The 15,360-nt window shown below is 63.7% G+C and carries 12 protein-coding genes; 9 read left to right on the forward strand and 3 right to left on the reverse strand.

Annotated features, from left to right (window positions below; translation table 11 throughout):
• On the reverse strand, window positions 1-787 hold a 787-nt coding region (galE, locus tag ACRARE_RS21350; RefSeq protein ID WP_432658438.1), incomplete at its 3' end, for a UDP-glucose 4-epimerase GalE.
• A 287-nt stretch (window positions 788-1,074) separates the two neighbouring features.
• On the opposite strand from galE, the gene ACRARE_RS21355 reads away from it, so the two are divergent.
• The 7 genes from ACRARE_RS21355 (at window position 1,075) to ACRARE_RS21385 (ending at window position 9,158) form a co-directional block, all read left to right on the forward strand.
• The gene (locus ACRARE_RS21355) at window positions 1,075-2,517 is read left to right on the forward strand and encodes a mannose-1-phosphate guanylyltransferase/mannose-6-phosphate isomerase (protein WP_432658439.1); all 1,443 of its coding nucleotides are present in this window, start codon (window positions 1,075-1,077) and stop codon (window positions 2,515-2,517) included.
• A 30-nt stretch (window positions 2,518-2,547) separates the two neighbouring features.
• On the forward strand, window positions 2,548-3,714 hold the full coding sequence (locus ACRARE_RS21360; protein ID WP_432658440.1) for a nucleotide sugar dehydrogenase: 1,167 nt from the start codon (window positions 2,548-2,550) through the stop codon (window positions 3,712-3,714).
• 10 nt (window positions 3,715-3,724) lie between these two features.
• Complete coding sequence (locus tag ACRARE_RS21365) at window positions 3,725-4,738, forward strand: NAD-dependent epimerase/dehydratase family protein (protein ID WP_432658441.1); 1,014 nt, start codon at window positions 3,725-3,727, stop codon at window positions 4,736-4,738.
• 27 nt (window positions 4,739-4,765) lie between these two features.
• Window positions 4,766-5,884 carry a glycosyltransferase family 4 protein gene (locus ACRARE_RS21370; RefSeq protein ID WP_432658442.1) on the forward strand — a complete coding sequence of 373 codons (1,119 nt, stop codon included), beginning with the start codon at window positions 4,766-4,768 and terminating at the stop codon, window positions 5,882-5,884.
• Window positions 5,881-7,809, forward strand: coding sequence for a heparinase II/III family protein (locus tag ACRARE_RS21375; protein WP_432658443.1), 1,929 nt, complete (start codon window positions 5,881-5,883; stop codon window positions 7,807-7,809). The genes ACRARE_RS21370 and ACRARE_RS21375 overlap by 4 nt, the downstream gene beginning before the upstream one ends.
• A 330-nt stretch (window positions 7,810-8,139) precedes the next feature.
• On the forward strand, window positions 8,140-8,607 hold the full coding sequence (locus tag ACRARE_RS21380) for a hypothetical protein (protein WP_432658444.1): 468 nt from the start codon (window positions 8,140-8,142) through the stop codon (window positions 8,605-8,607).
• 125 nt (window positions 8,608-8,732) lie between these two features.
• Window positions 8,733-9,158 carry a hypothetical protein gene (locus ACRARE_RS21385; RefSeq protein ID WP_432658445.1) on the forward strand — a complete coding sequence of 142 codons (426 nt, stop codon included), beginning with the start codon at window positions 8,733-8,735 and terminating at the stop codon, window positions 9,156-9,158.
• 278 nt (window positions 9,159-9,436) lie between these two features.
• Here the strand turns inward: ACRARE_RS21385 and ACRARE_RS21390 are convergent, their stop codons facing one another.
• Together ACRARE_RS21390 and ACRARE_RS21395 are read right to left on the reverse strand one after the other, a co-directional pair.
• Window positions 9,437-10,372: a metallophosphoesterase gene (locus tag ACRARE_RS21390; protein ID WP_432658446.1), complete on the reverse strand. Its 936-nt coding sequence runs from the start codon at window positions 10,370-10,372 to the stop codon at window positions 9,437-9,439.
• 556 nt (window positions 10,373-10,928) lie between these two features.
• On the reverse strand, window positions 10,929-11,162 hold the full coding sequence (locus ACRARE_RS21395) for a hypothetical protein (RefSeq protein ID WP_432658447.1): 234 nt from the start codon (window positions 11,160-11,162) through the stop codon (window positions 10,929-10,931).
• Window positions 11,163-11,519: 357 nt separating this feature from the next.
• Between ACRARE_RS21395 and ACRARE_RS21400 the strand changes: the two genes are divergently transcribed.
• Together ACRARE_RS21400 and ACRARE_RS21405 are read left to right on the forward strand one after the other, a co-directional pair.
• Complete coding sequence (locus ACRARE_RS21400) at window positions 11,520-13,463, forward strand: hypothetical protein (protein ID WP_432658448.1); 1,944 nt, start codon at window positions 11,520-11,522, stop codon at window positions 13,461-13,463.
• On the forward strand, window positions 13,456-14,808 hold the full coding sequence (locus ACRARE_RS21405) for a hypothetical protein (protein ID WP_432658449.1): 1,353 nt from the start codon (window positions 13,456-13,458) through the stop codon (window positions 14,806-14,808). Before ACRARE_RS21400 ends, ACRARE_RS21405 begins: the two co-directional genes overlap by 8 nt.
• Window positions 14,809-15,360 lie beyond the last annotated feature (552 nt).

Raw genomic sequence — 15,360 nt, forward strand, 5'->3', positions numbered from 1 at the left:
TCACCTCGCGCACCGAGAACCCCGCCCCGGTGCCGAGGTTGAACACCCGGTTGCCCTTGCCCGCCTCCAGCCAGCGCACCCCCAGCACATGGGCGTCGACCAGGTCGCAGACATGGACGTAATCGCGGATGCAGGTGCCGTCCGGCGTGTCGTAATCGGTGCCGAAGATGGTCAGGGCCGGGCGCTTGCCGTCGATCGCCTCCAGCATGATCGGGATCAGGTGGGTCTCGGGGCGGTGGTATTCGCCCACCTCGGCCTCGGGATCGCCCCCCGCCACGTTGAAATAGCGAAAGATCACATGGCGCAGCCCGTGGCTTTCGCCGAAGTTGCGCAGGATCTCTTCCACCGCCTTTTTCGACGCCCCATAGGCGTTGATCGGCAGCTGCGGCGTGTCCTCGTCCAGCACCACGTTGTCATGTTCGCCATAGGTGGCGCAGGTCGAGGAGAAGACCATGTTCATGCAGCCCGCATCCACCGCCGCCTCGACCAGGTTGAGCGAGCCCAGGACGTTGTTGCGCCAGTAGAGGCCCGGATCGCGCATCGACTCGCCGACCTGGCTGAGGGCGGCGAAATGCATCACGGCGGCGGGCTCGTATTTGGCAAAGACCGCGTCCAGCCGGGCGCGGTCCATCAGGTCGCCCTTCTCGAAGGGGCCGAATTTCACCGCGTCCTGCCAGCCGGTGACAAGGGAATCATAGGTGACCGGCGTGAACCCCGCCCGCGCCAGCGCCTTGCAGGCGTGCGAGCCGATATAGCCCGCACCGCCGGTGACCAGAATATGCTGCATGTCGAAACCTTCGTCGTTCAATGAATGCCCCCCAAAGGCGCGGCGGGCCCGGAAATATCCGTTCCGGACTGTCGCGCGGCGGGGGGCGATGTCAACCGACCGGGCCGGGGCGTGACCGGAGGCCGGCGGGGGAGGGCTGCAAAAACCGCAGGCATCCCCGGCAAGGTCCTGCCTGTTTGCGCCGCGGCGCAGCGAACCGGGCGGTCCGGGCCCTGACCCGGGGTTGAGCTGATCTCATTCCCTGCTAACAGTAGCGCAGACGTATTTTCTTCATAGGTTTGGACAGGATGTCATTCACGACGATTACGCCCGTGCTGCTGTGCGGTGGATCCGGAACGCGCCTCTGGCCCCTTTCGAGGAAAAGCTATCCGAAACAGTTCGTTCCGCTGATCGGGGAAGAGACCCTGTTCCAGGCCTCGGCCAGGCGGCTGGCGGGGGAAAGCGGGCAGCTGAGTTTTGCCGCGCCGCTGGTGCTGACCAATTCCGACTTCCGCTTCATCGTCACCGAACAGCTGGCCGCGGTCGGCATCGACCCCGGCGCGATCCTGATCGAACCCGAGGGGCGCAACACCGCCCCCGCCATCCTGGCCGCCGCCCTGTGGCTGGCCGAAAGCGACCCCGAGGCGGTGATGCTGGTGGCGCCCTCGGACCATGTGGTGCCCGATACCGCCGCCTTCCACGCCGCGGTGGAAAAGGGCCTGGCCGCCGTGGCCGCGGGCGATCTGGTGACCTTCGGCATCGCGCCCACCCATCCCGAAACCGGCTATGGCTATCTGGAGCTGTCCCAGAAGCCGGGGGAGGACGGCGCCGCCGTCAAGCTGAGCCGCTTCGTCGAGAAACCCGACGAGGCCCGCGCCACCGAGATGCTGGCGGCGGGCAATTACCTGTGGAACGCCGGGATCTTCCTGCTGAAGGCGCGCGACGCCGTGGCGGCCTTCGGGGCCCATTGCCCGCAGCTGATCGCCCCGGTCGAGGCGGCCCTGGCCGAGGCCAAGCCCGACCTGGGCTTCCTGCGCCTGGCGCCCGAGCCCTGGGCCACGGCCGAGGATATCTCGATCGACTATGCGGTGATGGAAAAGGCGCCGAACCTGTCGGTGGTGCCCTTCGCCGGCGGCTGGTCCGACCTCGGGGGCTGGGATGCGGTCTGGCGCGAGACCGGCCCCGATGCAAACGGCGTGGCCACCTCGGGCGAGGCCACGGCGATTGACTGCACCAATTCGCTGCTGCGTTCGGAAAGCGACCGGCTGGAGGTGGTGGGGATCGGCCTGGACAATGTCATGGCCATCGCGATGAACGACGCCGTGCTGGTGGCCTCGATGGACCGGGCCCAGGACGTCAAGAAGGCGGTGACGGCGCTGAAGGCCAAGGGCGCCGCCCAGGCCACCCATTTCCCCAAGGACCACCGCCCCTGGGGCTGGTTCGAAAGCCTGGTGGTGGGGGACCGTTTCCAGGTGAAGCGGATCCTGGTGCACCCCGGCGCGGCGCTGAGCCTGCAAAGCCATTTCCACCGATCGGAACATTGGATCGTGGTCGAGGGCACCGCCAAGGTGACCATCGACGACGAGGTCCGCCTGGTGACGGAGAACCAGTCGGTCTACCTGCCGCTTGGCTGCGTTCACCGGATGGAGAACCCCGGCAAGATCCCCATGGTGCTGATCGAGGTGCAGACCGGCGCCTATGTCGGCGAGGACGACATCGTGCGCTACGAAGACGTCTACGCGCGCAGCTGAGCCCGGACAGACGAGAGAGAGGACGAGAGCATGAAGATTGCCGTCGCCGGGATCGGCTATGTCGGCCTGTCCAACGCGGTTCTGCTGGCCCAGAACCACCAGGTCGTCGCCGTGGATCTGTCGCCAGAGCGGGTCGAGAAGATCAACGCCCGGCAAAGCCCGATCGTCGATGCCGAGATCGAGCAGTATCTGGCGGAAAAGGATCTGGATCTGTCGGCCACCACCGACCCAGAGGTAGCCTATGCGGGGGCGGACTATGTCATCGTCTCGACCCCCACCAACTACGATCCGGTCACCAACCATTTCGATACCCGCAGCGTCGAGGCGGTGATCGCCGATGTGCTGCGCATCAATCCCGCCGCCACCATCGTGATCAAGTCCACCATCCCCGTGGGCTATACCGCCGAGGTGAATCAGCGCTTCGGCACCGGCAATATCCTGTTCAGCCCGGAATTCCTGCGCGAGGGCAAGGCGCTGTACGACAACCTTTACCCGTCGCGGATCGTGGTGGGCGAGGACAGCGACCGCGCCCGCACCTTCGCGCGGCTGCTGGCCGAGGGCGCGCTGAAGGACGACATCCCGACGATCTTCTGCGGCTCGGCCGAGGCCGAGGCGATCAAGCTTTTCGCCAATACCTACCTCGCCCTGCGCGTGGCCTATTTCAACGAGCTGGACAGCTATGCCATGTCCCTGGGCATGGACACCCGCGCCATCGTCGAGGGCATCGGCCATGACCCCCGCATCGGCAGCCACTACAACAACCCCTCCTTCGGCTACGGCGGCTATTGCCTGCCCAAGGACACCAAGCAGCTTCTGGCGAATTATTCCGAGGTGCCGCAGAACCTGATCCGCGCCATCGTCGACGCCAACCGCACCCGCAAGGATTTCCTGTCGGACCAGGTGGTGGCGATGCAGCCCAGGGTGGTGGGCATCCACCGGCTGGTGATGAAGGCCGGATCCGACAATTTCCGCCAAAGCTCGATCCAGGGGATCATGAAGCGGATCAAGGCCAAGGGCATTCCGGTCATCGTCTATGAACCGGCCCTGGAGGCGCCCGATTTCTTCAACTCCGAGGTGCTGCACGACCTGGAGGACTTCAAGCGGCGGTCCGACGTGATCATCGCCAACCGCATGACCCCGGATCTGGCGGATGTGGAAGACAAGGTCTTCACCCGCGACCTCTTCGGCTCGGATTAAGGAAGCGCCCATGCAGACCGTTCTTGTCACCGGATCGGCCGGGTTCATCGGCCACAGCGTCTGTCGGCGTTTCCTGGCGGATGGCTTCCGCGTCATCGGCCTGGATGCGATGACCGATTACTACGAGGTCGCCCTGAAGGAGCGGCGGCAGGCCATGCTGCTGCAAAGCCCGCATTTCACCGCGATCAACGACAAGGTGGAAACCCCCGGCCTGCTGATGGATCTGTTTGCGCGCGAGCGCCCGGATTTCGTCATCCACCTGGCCGCCCAGGCCGGCGTGCGCTACTCGATCGAGAACCCGCGCTCTTACCTGGAAAGCAATATCGTCGGCACCTTCGAACTGCTGGAGGCCGCCCGGGCCTATCCGCCGCAGCACATGCTGCTGGCCTCGACCTCTTCGGCCTATGGCGCCAATACGGCGATGCCCTACCGCGAAACCGACCGGGCGGATTTCCAGATGTCCTTCTATGCGGCGACGAAGAAATCGACCGAGAACATGGCGCATTCCTACGCCCATCTCTTCGGCCTGCCGGTGACCATGTTCCGTTTCTTCACCGTCTACGGGCCCTGGGGGCGGCCCGACATGGCGCTGTTCAAGTTCACCAAGGCGATCCTCGAGGACCGGCCGATCGACGTCTACAACCATGGCGACATGAAGCGCGACTTTACCTATATCGACGACCTGGTCGAGGGGATCCGCCTGCTGACCACCGAAGCGATCCCCGAACGCCCCGAGGACGGCCAGGTGCCCGAGGGCGAGAGCCTGTCGCCGGTGGCCCCCTGGCGGGTGGTCAATATCGGCAATTCCGAGGCCGTGCAGCTGACCGATTTCATCGCCGCCATCGAGGCCGCCACGGGGCGGCGCGCCGAGCGGAACCTGATGCCCATGCAGGCGGGCGACGTGCCCGCCACCTGGGCCGATGCGGATCTGCTCTATACCCTGACCGGCTATCGCCCGAAGACCTCGGTGCCCGAGGGGGTGGCGGCCTTCGTCCGCTGGTATCGCGACTATTACGGCGTCTGACGCGCCGCCACCGATCAGGAGGGCCCGATGGCCGAGAGCGACAGGAAACCGCTGGACGTGGTCGTGCTGACCCCCCTGGGCGAGGGCGGCAAGGGCGGCATCGACCGCATCATGGACTATGTCCGGGGCGAGGCGGCCCGGGTGGCCGACCCAGACCTGCGCCTGCATTTCCTGACCACCCGGGGCGCCGGGCCGATCTGGAAGGCGCCCTTCTATACCTGGCGGGCGATGCGCGATCTGCGGCGGCTGAAGGCCCAGGGCCGCGCCGATATCGTGCATGTGAACCTGTCGCAGAAGGCCTCGGTGGCGCGCAAGTATCAGCTGGTGCGGCTTTGCGTGCGTCTGGGCATTCCTTACGTGGTGCATCTGCACGGCTCGCGCTTCCGGCAGTACTGGGCGGGGGCGAAACCGGCGCTGCGGGCGCGCATCGACTATATCTTCACCCATGCCACGGCGGCCTATCTGCTGGGCACGGTCTGGCGCGATTTCGTCGCCGACCGCCTGGGGACCAAGGCTCCGCTGCTGAAGATCGTCCCCAATGCCACCCCGCGGTTCGAGGGCGAGAAGACCTCTGGGGATGGGGTGCCGATGATCCTCTTCCTGGGCGCCATCGGCGAGCGCAAGGGCACCTATGATCTGATCGAGGCCTTGGCGCGGATCCCCGAGGGCCTGCCCTGGCGCGCCGTCATCGGCGGCAATGGCGCGGTCGAAGAGGCGAAGGCCCGCGCCGCCGCTGCCGGTCTGGGCGAGAAGGCCGCCTTTCCCGGCTGGGTCGGCCCGGCCGAGGTCGAGGCCTATCTGCGCCAGGCCGATATCCTGACCCTGCCCTCCTATGACGAGAACCTGCCGATGTCGGTGATCGAGGGCATGGCCGCGGGCCTGCCCGTGGTCACCACCCCCGTGGGCGCCACCGAGGACATCATCACCGACGATGTGACCGGGATCCTGGTGCAACCCGGCGATGTGGCGGCCCTGACGGCGGCCTTTGCCCGGCTTCTGGCCGAGCCCCAGACCCGCGCCCGCCTGGGCGCCGCCGCCCGGGCCTTTCACGAAGAGCATCTGGAGATTGAGGGCTATGTCGCCCGCCTGGTCGGGCACTGGCGCGCCGATGCCGCCCGCGCCGCCGCTGGAAAGGACGCCGCATGAGCCTGGCCTGGTATATCAACCGCCTGCGATCCATGAGCCCGGCAGAGGTGCTGCACCGGGTCCGCGAGATCCGCCTGAAGAAGGCCGCGCGCGGCACCCTGGAGGGCTGGCCGCTTTATGAAAGCCCCGGCCCCGCGCCCGCCATCCCCGGCTTCACCCTGGGCGAGGCCGCAGCGGACGACCGCGCCCGCATCCTGGCCGCCGCCGATGCGATCCTGGCGGGGCGGTTCAGCGCCCTGGGCCAGGACTGGCCCGCCTTCGATCTGGCGGGGCCGGATCTGGACGGGCTTTGGCGGCTGGACCCGGTGACCGGCCAGGCCTGGGACGGGGCCGAACGCTATACCTTCGATATCTCCTATCGCCACCGCGCCGACATTGGCGACATCAAATATGTGTGGGAGTTCAACCGCCTGCAATTCCTGCACCCGCTGGCGGCGGCCCATGCGCTGACCGGACAGGCGGCCTATCTGGCGGCCATCGAGGCGGTGATCGAAAGCTGGCACCGCACCAACCCGCCCTTCCGGGGGCTGGGGTGGAATTCGGGGATCGAACTGGCCCTGCGCGCCATCAGCCTGCTGGTGGTCTCCAGCCTTTGCGGCGCGGCGCTGGCGCCCAAGACCCTGGCCCTGCTGCGCCAGCTGCTGTCGGCCCATGCGGTCTGGCTGGCGCGCTATCCCTCGCGCTTCTCCTCGGCCAACAACCACCTGGTGGCGGAACTGGCGGCCGAGCTTTTGCTGGGCCTGTCGGTGCCCGGGCTGGCGGGGGGCGACCGGCTGGCCGCCAATGCCCGCAAGGGGCTGGAGCGCGAGGCGGCCTTGCAGATCTTCGCCGATGGCGCCCCGGCGGAACAATCGCCCACCTATGGCGCCTTCACCTGCGAGTTCCTGCTGGTCTCGGCCCTGGCCGCCCGGGCGGCGGGCCAGCCCCTGGGCGGGGCGGTGGAGGGGCGCCTGGCGGCCTTCGCCCGTTTCATCGCCACCCTGTCGGACAGCCAGGGCCAGCTGCCGCCCCTGTGCGACGATGACGAGGGCAAGGTGCTGACCCTGGCAGGCCATGAAGACCGCTACGGCGCCAGCGTCGCCGCCTGCGTGGCAGGCTACCTGGGCCAACCCGCCGCAGGCCCGGTGCCCGCCCCTCGCGATCTGCGCGAGGTTGTCTTTGCTGCCCCCGCGACCGGGCCGGCCCCGGCGCCTGGCCTGGTGACCTTCCCCGAGGGCGGCCTGAGCCAGTGGCGCGGCGCCGATGGCCTGCGGGTGCTGATGGATCACGGCCCCCTGGGCTATCTGTCCATCGCCGCCCATGGCAACGCGGATGCCAATGCGATCAGCGCCTGGATCGGCGACCGGCCGCTTTTCGTCGACCCGGGCACCTATCTGTACCATTCGGGCGGCATCTGGCGGGACTGGTTCCGGGGCACCCCCTCGCACAGCACGCTGAACATCGCGGGCGCCGATCAAAGCGTGATCTCGGGGCCCTTCAACTGGTCGCACAAGGCGCGCGCCCATCTGATCGGCACCACCCCGGGCCCCGACTGGTCCATCGAGGCCGAACACGACGGCTATGAGAAACGGTTCGGGGTGCGTCACATCCGCCGCATCACCGCCGCCCCGGGGGGCTTTGCCGTCACCGACCGCCTCAGCGGGCCGACCGATCAGCCGGTCGAGATCGTCTGGCAACTGCCCGCGGGGGCCACGGCCACCGAGACGGGGCAGGGGATCGAGATCGCCGACCCCCAGGGCCCGCTGGCCCGCCTGGTCCTGCCCGAGGGCGGCCGGGTCGAGATCCGCGAGGGCCAGGGCGATCAGCCGGGGCAGGGGGGCTGGGTCAGCCCGCGCTTCGGGGTCAAGATCCCTGCGCCGCGCATCGCTTGGACCGGGTCCATGCCTGAGGCTGGGCTCACCAGTTCCATTCAGCAGACCCCGTAGTCGTGGCAGCGCACCTTTTGCTCTGACGGACCAAAAGCGGCCAAGGTACTTGACGCCCTCAGTTCGCCTTCCCCGGCGTTGGTTAATCCAGCCACGGAGCATCGGCCCATGCAGTTTCCTTTCGGAACGCTCGCGTAGCGTCCCGCAATGAGCATGAGTTGGCGGATGTGATTTGGGGCAAGGAAGAAGGTTCGCCTCTGCAATGCCCTTGCTTTTTCATCTCATTAGAAAATGGCGGGTGCAGAGAAGGGTTCGGTAGAAAGCCGATGCGGTGCTGTGAGGCCACCGCATCGGTTCGCTACCGTTGCCTGTTCCAGAAGGACCTCCACTATGCCTTTCATTGAAAACCCTCGGATCGCGCCGGGGGATATCGTGTCTTTCAAGTTTCCCTACAAAGAGGGGCCTTCGCCCTACGCTCGGCCGGCCCTGGTGTTGGATGCAACGAGAGACGAGTTTTTGCTGGCGTATTGCACTACGTCCTCTGGTCGGGCCAACGCTGGCTACGAGCTGCGAGTGAATGACGAGTTTGAGGCTTGCGGGTTGGAGCACGCGAGCCGTTTTGTTCTGGCACGTCGGATTCGTGTCTCCCAATCCGATCCTCGCCTGGACAAGAATGCAGCGGGTACGCCTGTGCTGGGACATCTGACTGAGAACCTGCTGGATCGACAACAGGACCTGGTGGCCCGTATCGCCGCCAGTTGGACATGTCAGGAGCGACGGCGCGCAGCCGAGCGGCGGGGTCTGCATCCTCGGCGTGGAAGCCGCCGTAAAAAAGCTGGCCACCCCTTTGAAATCTAAGAGCGGCACGAAGGCTGGGTAACGGCCTCGGTTGGTTTGTCCGCGGGCGGCGCTGGTGGCGCCCGCGCGAAAACCGAACCGAAACGGCGGCGCTGAAGATCTTCTCGAAAGGAAATGATATGAGAATGGATGCTCTTTACCTGGATCTGCAAGTTTACAGTCATGATCGACATGCTGCGCTGGATGTCCTGTTGCCTTCGGCGGAACAGGGAAGAACGTGGAGTTTTCGGTTACGCAACTGGCTGAAAAACTGTGCTCAGGATCCGCCGCGAGCAGGTACGCGTACAGCTCTCGAAACCGCTGTGTCGGATCTGGTTACGCTGGAACTCACCTGTCTGGCCGCATCCCTGTCTCCCGAGGGCCTGCAACTCACGGACCTTGGAGGGACGTCCTGGGTACGTCGGGCCCAAGCTGAACTTCTGATACTTGTTGCGAGGTATGAGCCGAATACGGCGCGCGCCCTCGCCGAGCAAATGCGCGCCTTGCGCACCGCGCAGTTGAGACGGTTGCATCTGCTCCTTCATGAGCGTTCCGGTGCGGCAGCTTCCTGAGACTTGGGCACTGCGCTCAGGTGCTGTGTGTCTCGCAGGTGATGCGAGCCTGCGAGACCCGATAAGAGCGGCGCTGTCACTTTTAATCGCACAGGACGATGTGCAAATCCCCGCCAAGGCGGCAGTTTCTTCGCCAGCCGCACAAAGGCCACCGAACATATATTGGCGATATGTTTGCCGGCCCTTTTGCGAAATCTGGAAAATCCCCGCCAACCTGTGCGTTTCTGGCACTCGAGTTATAGCGAACTACAGCGGCGTCAGGTGTTCGGGACGTGGTGTCATTCAGTATCTGCTACCGTTTCAGTCTCTCGTATAAGAGAGCGGATACGCTCAGCAGGGTCCGATACTTCCCAGGGATACCCGAGAGAGACATTTTCCAAGCGGGTCGACCCGACGGTGGTGCCGCAGGCATCGTGACTGTGTCCAAAGAGCCATGCATCGGGGGCGTGCCGCGCGATGAGTGAGGTCAGGTCGCTGGCGTATGCCGCCTCGAGATCTTCGCTGTAGTTGTGCAGCACATCGGGATGTGGGGCGTGATGCGTGACAACGATCGTGCGGCCGGAGAACTTCCTGGAGAGCTCGAGGTCGAGCCAGTTCCGGTGAGCGAGATGGCGCTGGATCACGTCTCTCGCGCGCAGCTTCCGGTAGCCGTCTCCGGCGACTCGGATCAGCTTGTAGTCATTCATCCGGCGCGGGATATGGTCTTCGTTGATCATTCGCCCTGGCCCAATCTCGAAATCGCTCCAAAGGGTCGCGCAAAGCAGTCGCGTGTCGTTGAGACGAATATCGTTCATGTTGGCGTAGAGCACGCCCGCAGCTGCGGCGATGCTCTTCAGGCGATCCTCACCGTCTATCCGGAACTGGTAGAAGTCGTGGTTCCCGGGAAACACAGCAATGCGTTCCGGCGGCAGCAGAACCTTCAAGGCGTCGAGAGCCGTCTTCCAGCGAACTGTCGGTTTGTTGCTGATGTCGCCAGCTAAGATCAGTAGATCCAGAGATCCGATTTCGCGCTCGAGCCCCGCAAACGGATCGCGATCGGACTGCTTCCAAAAATCGTAATGCAAGTCTGCGAGAACCAAGTATTTCATGTGCAGTTTCTCGTTTGCGATAAAAGGCCGCTGAAATTCGGCAGTTTCTGCGTCAATATACCGAAGACGATAAAGTATTTCTACGTCGCTCACATAAGCTACTGGAGAGACATATAAAAACAGCATAGTGCCTCAGTATGCGCTGTTTATGTGACAATGCATCTCGATGTCACGCTGACTGCTGCACATCTTCCGCGAGATGACAGAACATGTTACACTCCGTGCATGAAGCGAGACGAAAAACAGTCATCGGAATTCGCGACCGGACGTGAGCTCTATGAGCGCCTGGCGCGCAGCGGGCCGCCGCATGAAGTGACGCTGCGTGGCTTGCCCCGGCGAAAGCAAAAACGTCTGCCGATCGCCGAAGCGCTTGCGGCGCGGCCGGAGGGCGCCGATGACCCGACGCATAGATATCGACGCCCAAAGATTTGAGAAACGAATCCGTTGCGCATATTGCGCAACGCACTCCCCACCACGAGATGGGTATCAACTCGCAACTCCAGAGCTCATCCACAATCTGTGGTGTCAGACGCCGCTTGCAGCGCAGCCTCTATGCGCTCGTATGCGCTAAGCTCTTCATGTTTTGAGTGCCGTCCGTCGCAGTGCTGATGAACATAAGTATCAGCCCCCGAGTCGCTGATCTCGTAGCCCAGGGCCAAGAACGCATCTATTGCGTGGGGCGTCAGGCATTCTGTTTTCGCCCCCGGCTCATCGCCCGCACAGACGCGATCTGGCGACCCTGGTGAGTGTAGTGACGATCGATCCAGAGATGGGTGGAACGGAGGTGAAGCTTCACGGTGAGCCACATGGTGATGTCACAAATGTCCTGTTCCAGGTCGAATTCGTCGGGATAGACGCTGAGACGACGTTGTCGCATGAACTGCAGTTTGCAGTGCGCCGGGGCTGCAGCAGGCATCAGTCAGAATCCTCCGATGCTTTTCTCAGCCGGCAGCGATGGCACCTCTGTCTGGCCAAGCAGGGGCGGCGTACCGTGCAACTCCCTCCCTGTGCGGTCAATTCTGATGTCTGCCATTTGTGATTCCCAGTTTGCTTGCATCAATGTACCAGACATTGGCTCGTCACCGCCGCGACGAAGCATAAATTTCTCAGGAACGGCCTGGTCACGGCCCCCGAAGCGTGTACCTGAATCTGTGTTCAGCAATCTCGGAGCGCGCCAGCTTCGGATGCAAACAGTTCTTTTTCTATCTCCGATTCAGCCACCATCCGGCCCCTCGCTGTGAGGGCCGGATGGTGGCCGAACAAGGAGATGGAAATGACTCAACATACCTTCCGAGACCTCCTGGAATGGGCTGTTGCACAGGGAGCGAGCACTGACACGATCCAGGCGATCCGGCATGTTCCGGCGCGGCTCTGCATGCTCGATGATGACATTGTCAATTTGCCAGCCAGCATGCGGTTCTTCGAGACTACCGTGGCGGGTGAAGGCTATGCGCTGGTCAGTCGCGCTCGGAACATGAAGGCGAACGGGCGCCGTGCGGATTCCCGGGTGCGATCCGCGCTTCGGCGTTTCCTGCAATCAAAAGAGCTGCTGCCTTTTGCTGCGCCAGCGCATCGACAGCGTTTTACGCAGCTTATGGAAGTGATTGCGGCCGAGGAGGGGGCGGCGGGATCCGGGGCGTTCTGGCCCATGGGGCGGCACCGCACCCTCACGATTTTGCGGGCGCGGGCAAGTTGTGCACCGGAAGCGCTGACACAGGACGAGATTGATCGGATCGGGCGAGAAGTCTCCGCAGAAGGGCGCAAGAGCCTGCGCAAAGCTGTTGTCTTCGTGAATGAGTTGAAGGGCGCCTCGCATGCCCCGGCAGCCATTCAGGAGTTCCTGCCCGGAGGGAGCCTCGTGCCTCCGGTTGGCTCCAGTAGGGCGCGACGGATCGATTGGACGACCCTGCCGAAGCCATTTCGAATTTCTTTCGAAGCTCTGGCTGATGCCTGTCTTGCTGGCAGCGAGGACATGGCTGACAAGCTGCTCGCTCGGATCGAAGCTGGAGAAGACCCAAAGATGGTCACGGCCGAAGCCGATATCCGTGCTTCTCAGGAGGGTCGGGAGGTCGGCAAGCCGACGGTCGCTCGCAATGCGTATCGGCAGGCTGTTACTTGGTTGGTACGCGCTTGGGAAGACAGCGGTCGTGACGTACTGGACTTAGAGACTGTGCGCGAGCTCTTCGATATTGAGATCGTAAGGGCTGCCATCACGCAGCAGATCGATCGGTCAGATGCTGGCACCGATCTGAAAGCCGGGCTGGAATCGACGACTTTGAAAACACGACTGACGCATCTCGTCACCTTGGCGCGGTATGGGTTCGGAGATTCCGGTCTGGCGGCGGTCATCACGCTCCTGAAGACGAAGCACTACGACGCGCCACGGGCGAAGCGGAAGGTCTCGAAGAACAATTCCGTTATCATGGAGGTCGACCGGATTGCGGGCAGGTTGCGGCAGCGCCCTGATCTGGCTTCTGTCTGGGCCAACGCGCCGACGCGTATCTCTGAGATTGCACATAGAGCCCTCGCTGAGGCCGTCAGTTCAAAGCAGAAGGCTCGGGAAGTGACGGCGCTACGCCTGCTCGCTGGAGCGGCCGGCTACGCGCTTCAGATGTCGCGACCTCTTAGGACCGCCTGCCTGCGCCATGTCAGGATCGCTGCATCGGGTGAAGCACATGCGAACCTGCTTCGGACATCACCGAATGAGACAATGATGACATTTCGGTTCGCACCCTGGGAAGTGAAGAACAACGCTTGGATCAACGTTGATGTCGTGGGGTCCGATGCGGAGGTACTCCGCGCGTGGCTCAATGAAGGTCGACCGAGATTGATCGAACTACAGGGCCTCGACCCGGACAATGTTTACCTCTTTCCTGGCTCGGCCTTGCCGGCTCAGGATGAAGGGGATCTGGTCGCGCTGCCGCGCGGCAGCTATTCCACCAGCGCCTTTCTGGAACTGTGGCGGGATGCGTCCGACGTGCTCGGTGTGCATGAAACACCGCATCGCATGCGCCACGTCGTGGCTCTGCTCAGCCTCGCTCTCCGACCCGGGGATTATGCCTTTGTCTCGTCGGTTCTGGGCAATCTCGAAGGTACCGCTCGGAAACACTACGGCCGCGATGACGGGCAGACGGCGGCGCGAGAGGCGCGCGCCGCGATCCTTGCGGAGCACCCGGACTTACTCAAGACCCTCAGAAGGAGACTACGTGATGCGTGATGACAAAGCTCGGGTCCGGCTCGCGGCAGTACCTGCCGATGTACGGGAGCGCATGATAGCTGCGCGTGCCGATCTACCTGCCGGTGCGATCACTGCGGTCGCGCGTTTCTTCGAAGTGCTGGCCGCCCGCCAAGATGTCCCGGATTTGCCGTCTCAGGCGAGTTTCGCCGCGGCTTGCCGTAACGAGTCCGCTCTGGGGCTGCTCCTGCGGATGCTCGAGCTCCATGCGCCCGGGATGTGTCTCGCCGAAGGCCGGGCGCTTCGGCGGGCCTACTATCGTGCACGGCCTGGTGGGCCCCGGGTGGCCGGCTCCGGGCATCATCGGGGCGTTACCGAACCGCGCAATTGGCCCGAGGCTTGGATCAAGCTACTGCCTGCACTGCAGGAAGCCCCGATCGCTGAGAGTACGCTCCGACGGCATGTGGCCTCCATCAATCGCTGTGCCGAACTGTTGCCCAGGATGATCTGTCCACCACGGCTCGGGTGGCTGCTTGGCTGGGAGATGGCGCGAAAATTTCGTGAAGCAGGGCTGCGGCCATCAACGATCGCTAATTATCTCGGCGGCTTGGTGAGCCTTGGAACGCATGGTCACCATGACGCGGATGCGGTTGCCGGGTTGCGATCGGTCCAGATGGGGCTCCTTCGCGAAGCCAGACGCATCCCCAAGCTCAAGCAGACGCGCATAGAAGCGCTCTATGAACAGGGTGGGTATTCGGAGGTCCTCCATGCCGTCATTCGGAACCTGGAAACGGCTGATGCCAGTGCCGATTGGCGCTCCGAAGCCGCGACTGCACGCGCGACAGCTGCCATTCTCGCGGTGACACTCAATGTGCCGCCTCGAAGCGGCGATATTGCGTCCTGGCGTCTTGGTGAGGCTTTGGTGCGAGACCCCTGGGGGGCTTGGGGCCTCCGTTGGCAACAGGAAAAGACCGGCGTCTGGTTGGATGCTGGCACTTTGTGGACCGAAATCGGTTGGGTGCTCGATCAGCACCTTCTGGCCGGGCGACCACGCCGCCATGCGCATCGATGCTACACCGAACTGGTCGGAATGAACTGGCTGACGCACGAACTGGCTGGCTTCGATCGGCGCTGGCCAAGCGAGAGAGTCTCTGCGGCGATTGGCGTACCGATACACGATCTCAGGACGCTGGCTGCGGACTATCTGAGGCTTCACGATCCTGCCACCGCACCAGCGGCCGTTGCTGCTCTGCTGGGGCATTCTTCCAGAGACGCAGGGGCGGAGTACGAGGCCCTCTCTCAGCAAACCGCTGCACAACGAGACTGGCTGGCAATCCGGGCAAAACATGCCGCAGGGGAGAAACACGGCATGAGTGTCTCCGAGTGAGGGCTCTACATGTCGGCCAGACATGCGCCTTCCCTTAGACCAATTTAGTGACTTGCGAGGCCCCAAGGGGAGCTCGAAAATCGACTCCGCAAGATTTTTTCCAGGAACGTTTGGAGTGCGCGGTCCCGGGGACAATCTGTTCTTCATGAACTTTGCACATGACTTCGCTCTCGACGTGGCTGCAACAGCCCAACACTTCGCGCTCTCTCATGCAACCGTGCGTGCCTACTTTCGGTCCGGGCGCCTGCCCGGCGTGCGCTTGTGCGGGGCATGGAGGACATCCTGGAGCCAGGTTTGGGCGGTTGAACAGGGGCCGATACCAAGAGGGGAGCATCGGCAGGCTTATCAGTTGCCTTTGCTCTCCAAGGTTGCGCTCGCCAGCGCTCTCAGCACGAGCGAACGAACGGTTGAACGCTGGATCGAATACGGGATGCCGACGCGCAAAGTGTTTTCGAACGTCCGCATGGCTCCGAGGGATGCGGAGATCTGGCTTGGTCACAGGTTCGGTCACTCAGCACAGAGCGTGGCTCTACTGAAAAGTCTGCTGCGCCA

This window comes from Pseudooceanicola aquaeponti (genome assembly GCF_050897975.1).
Lineage (GTDB): Bacteria > Pseudomonadota > Alphaproteobacteria > Rhodobacterales > Rhodobacteraceae > Pseudooceanicola.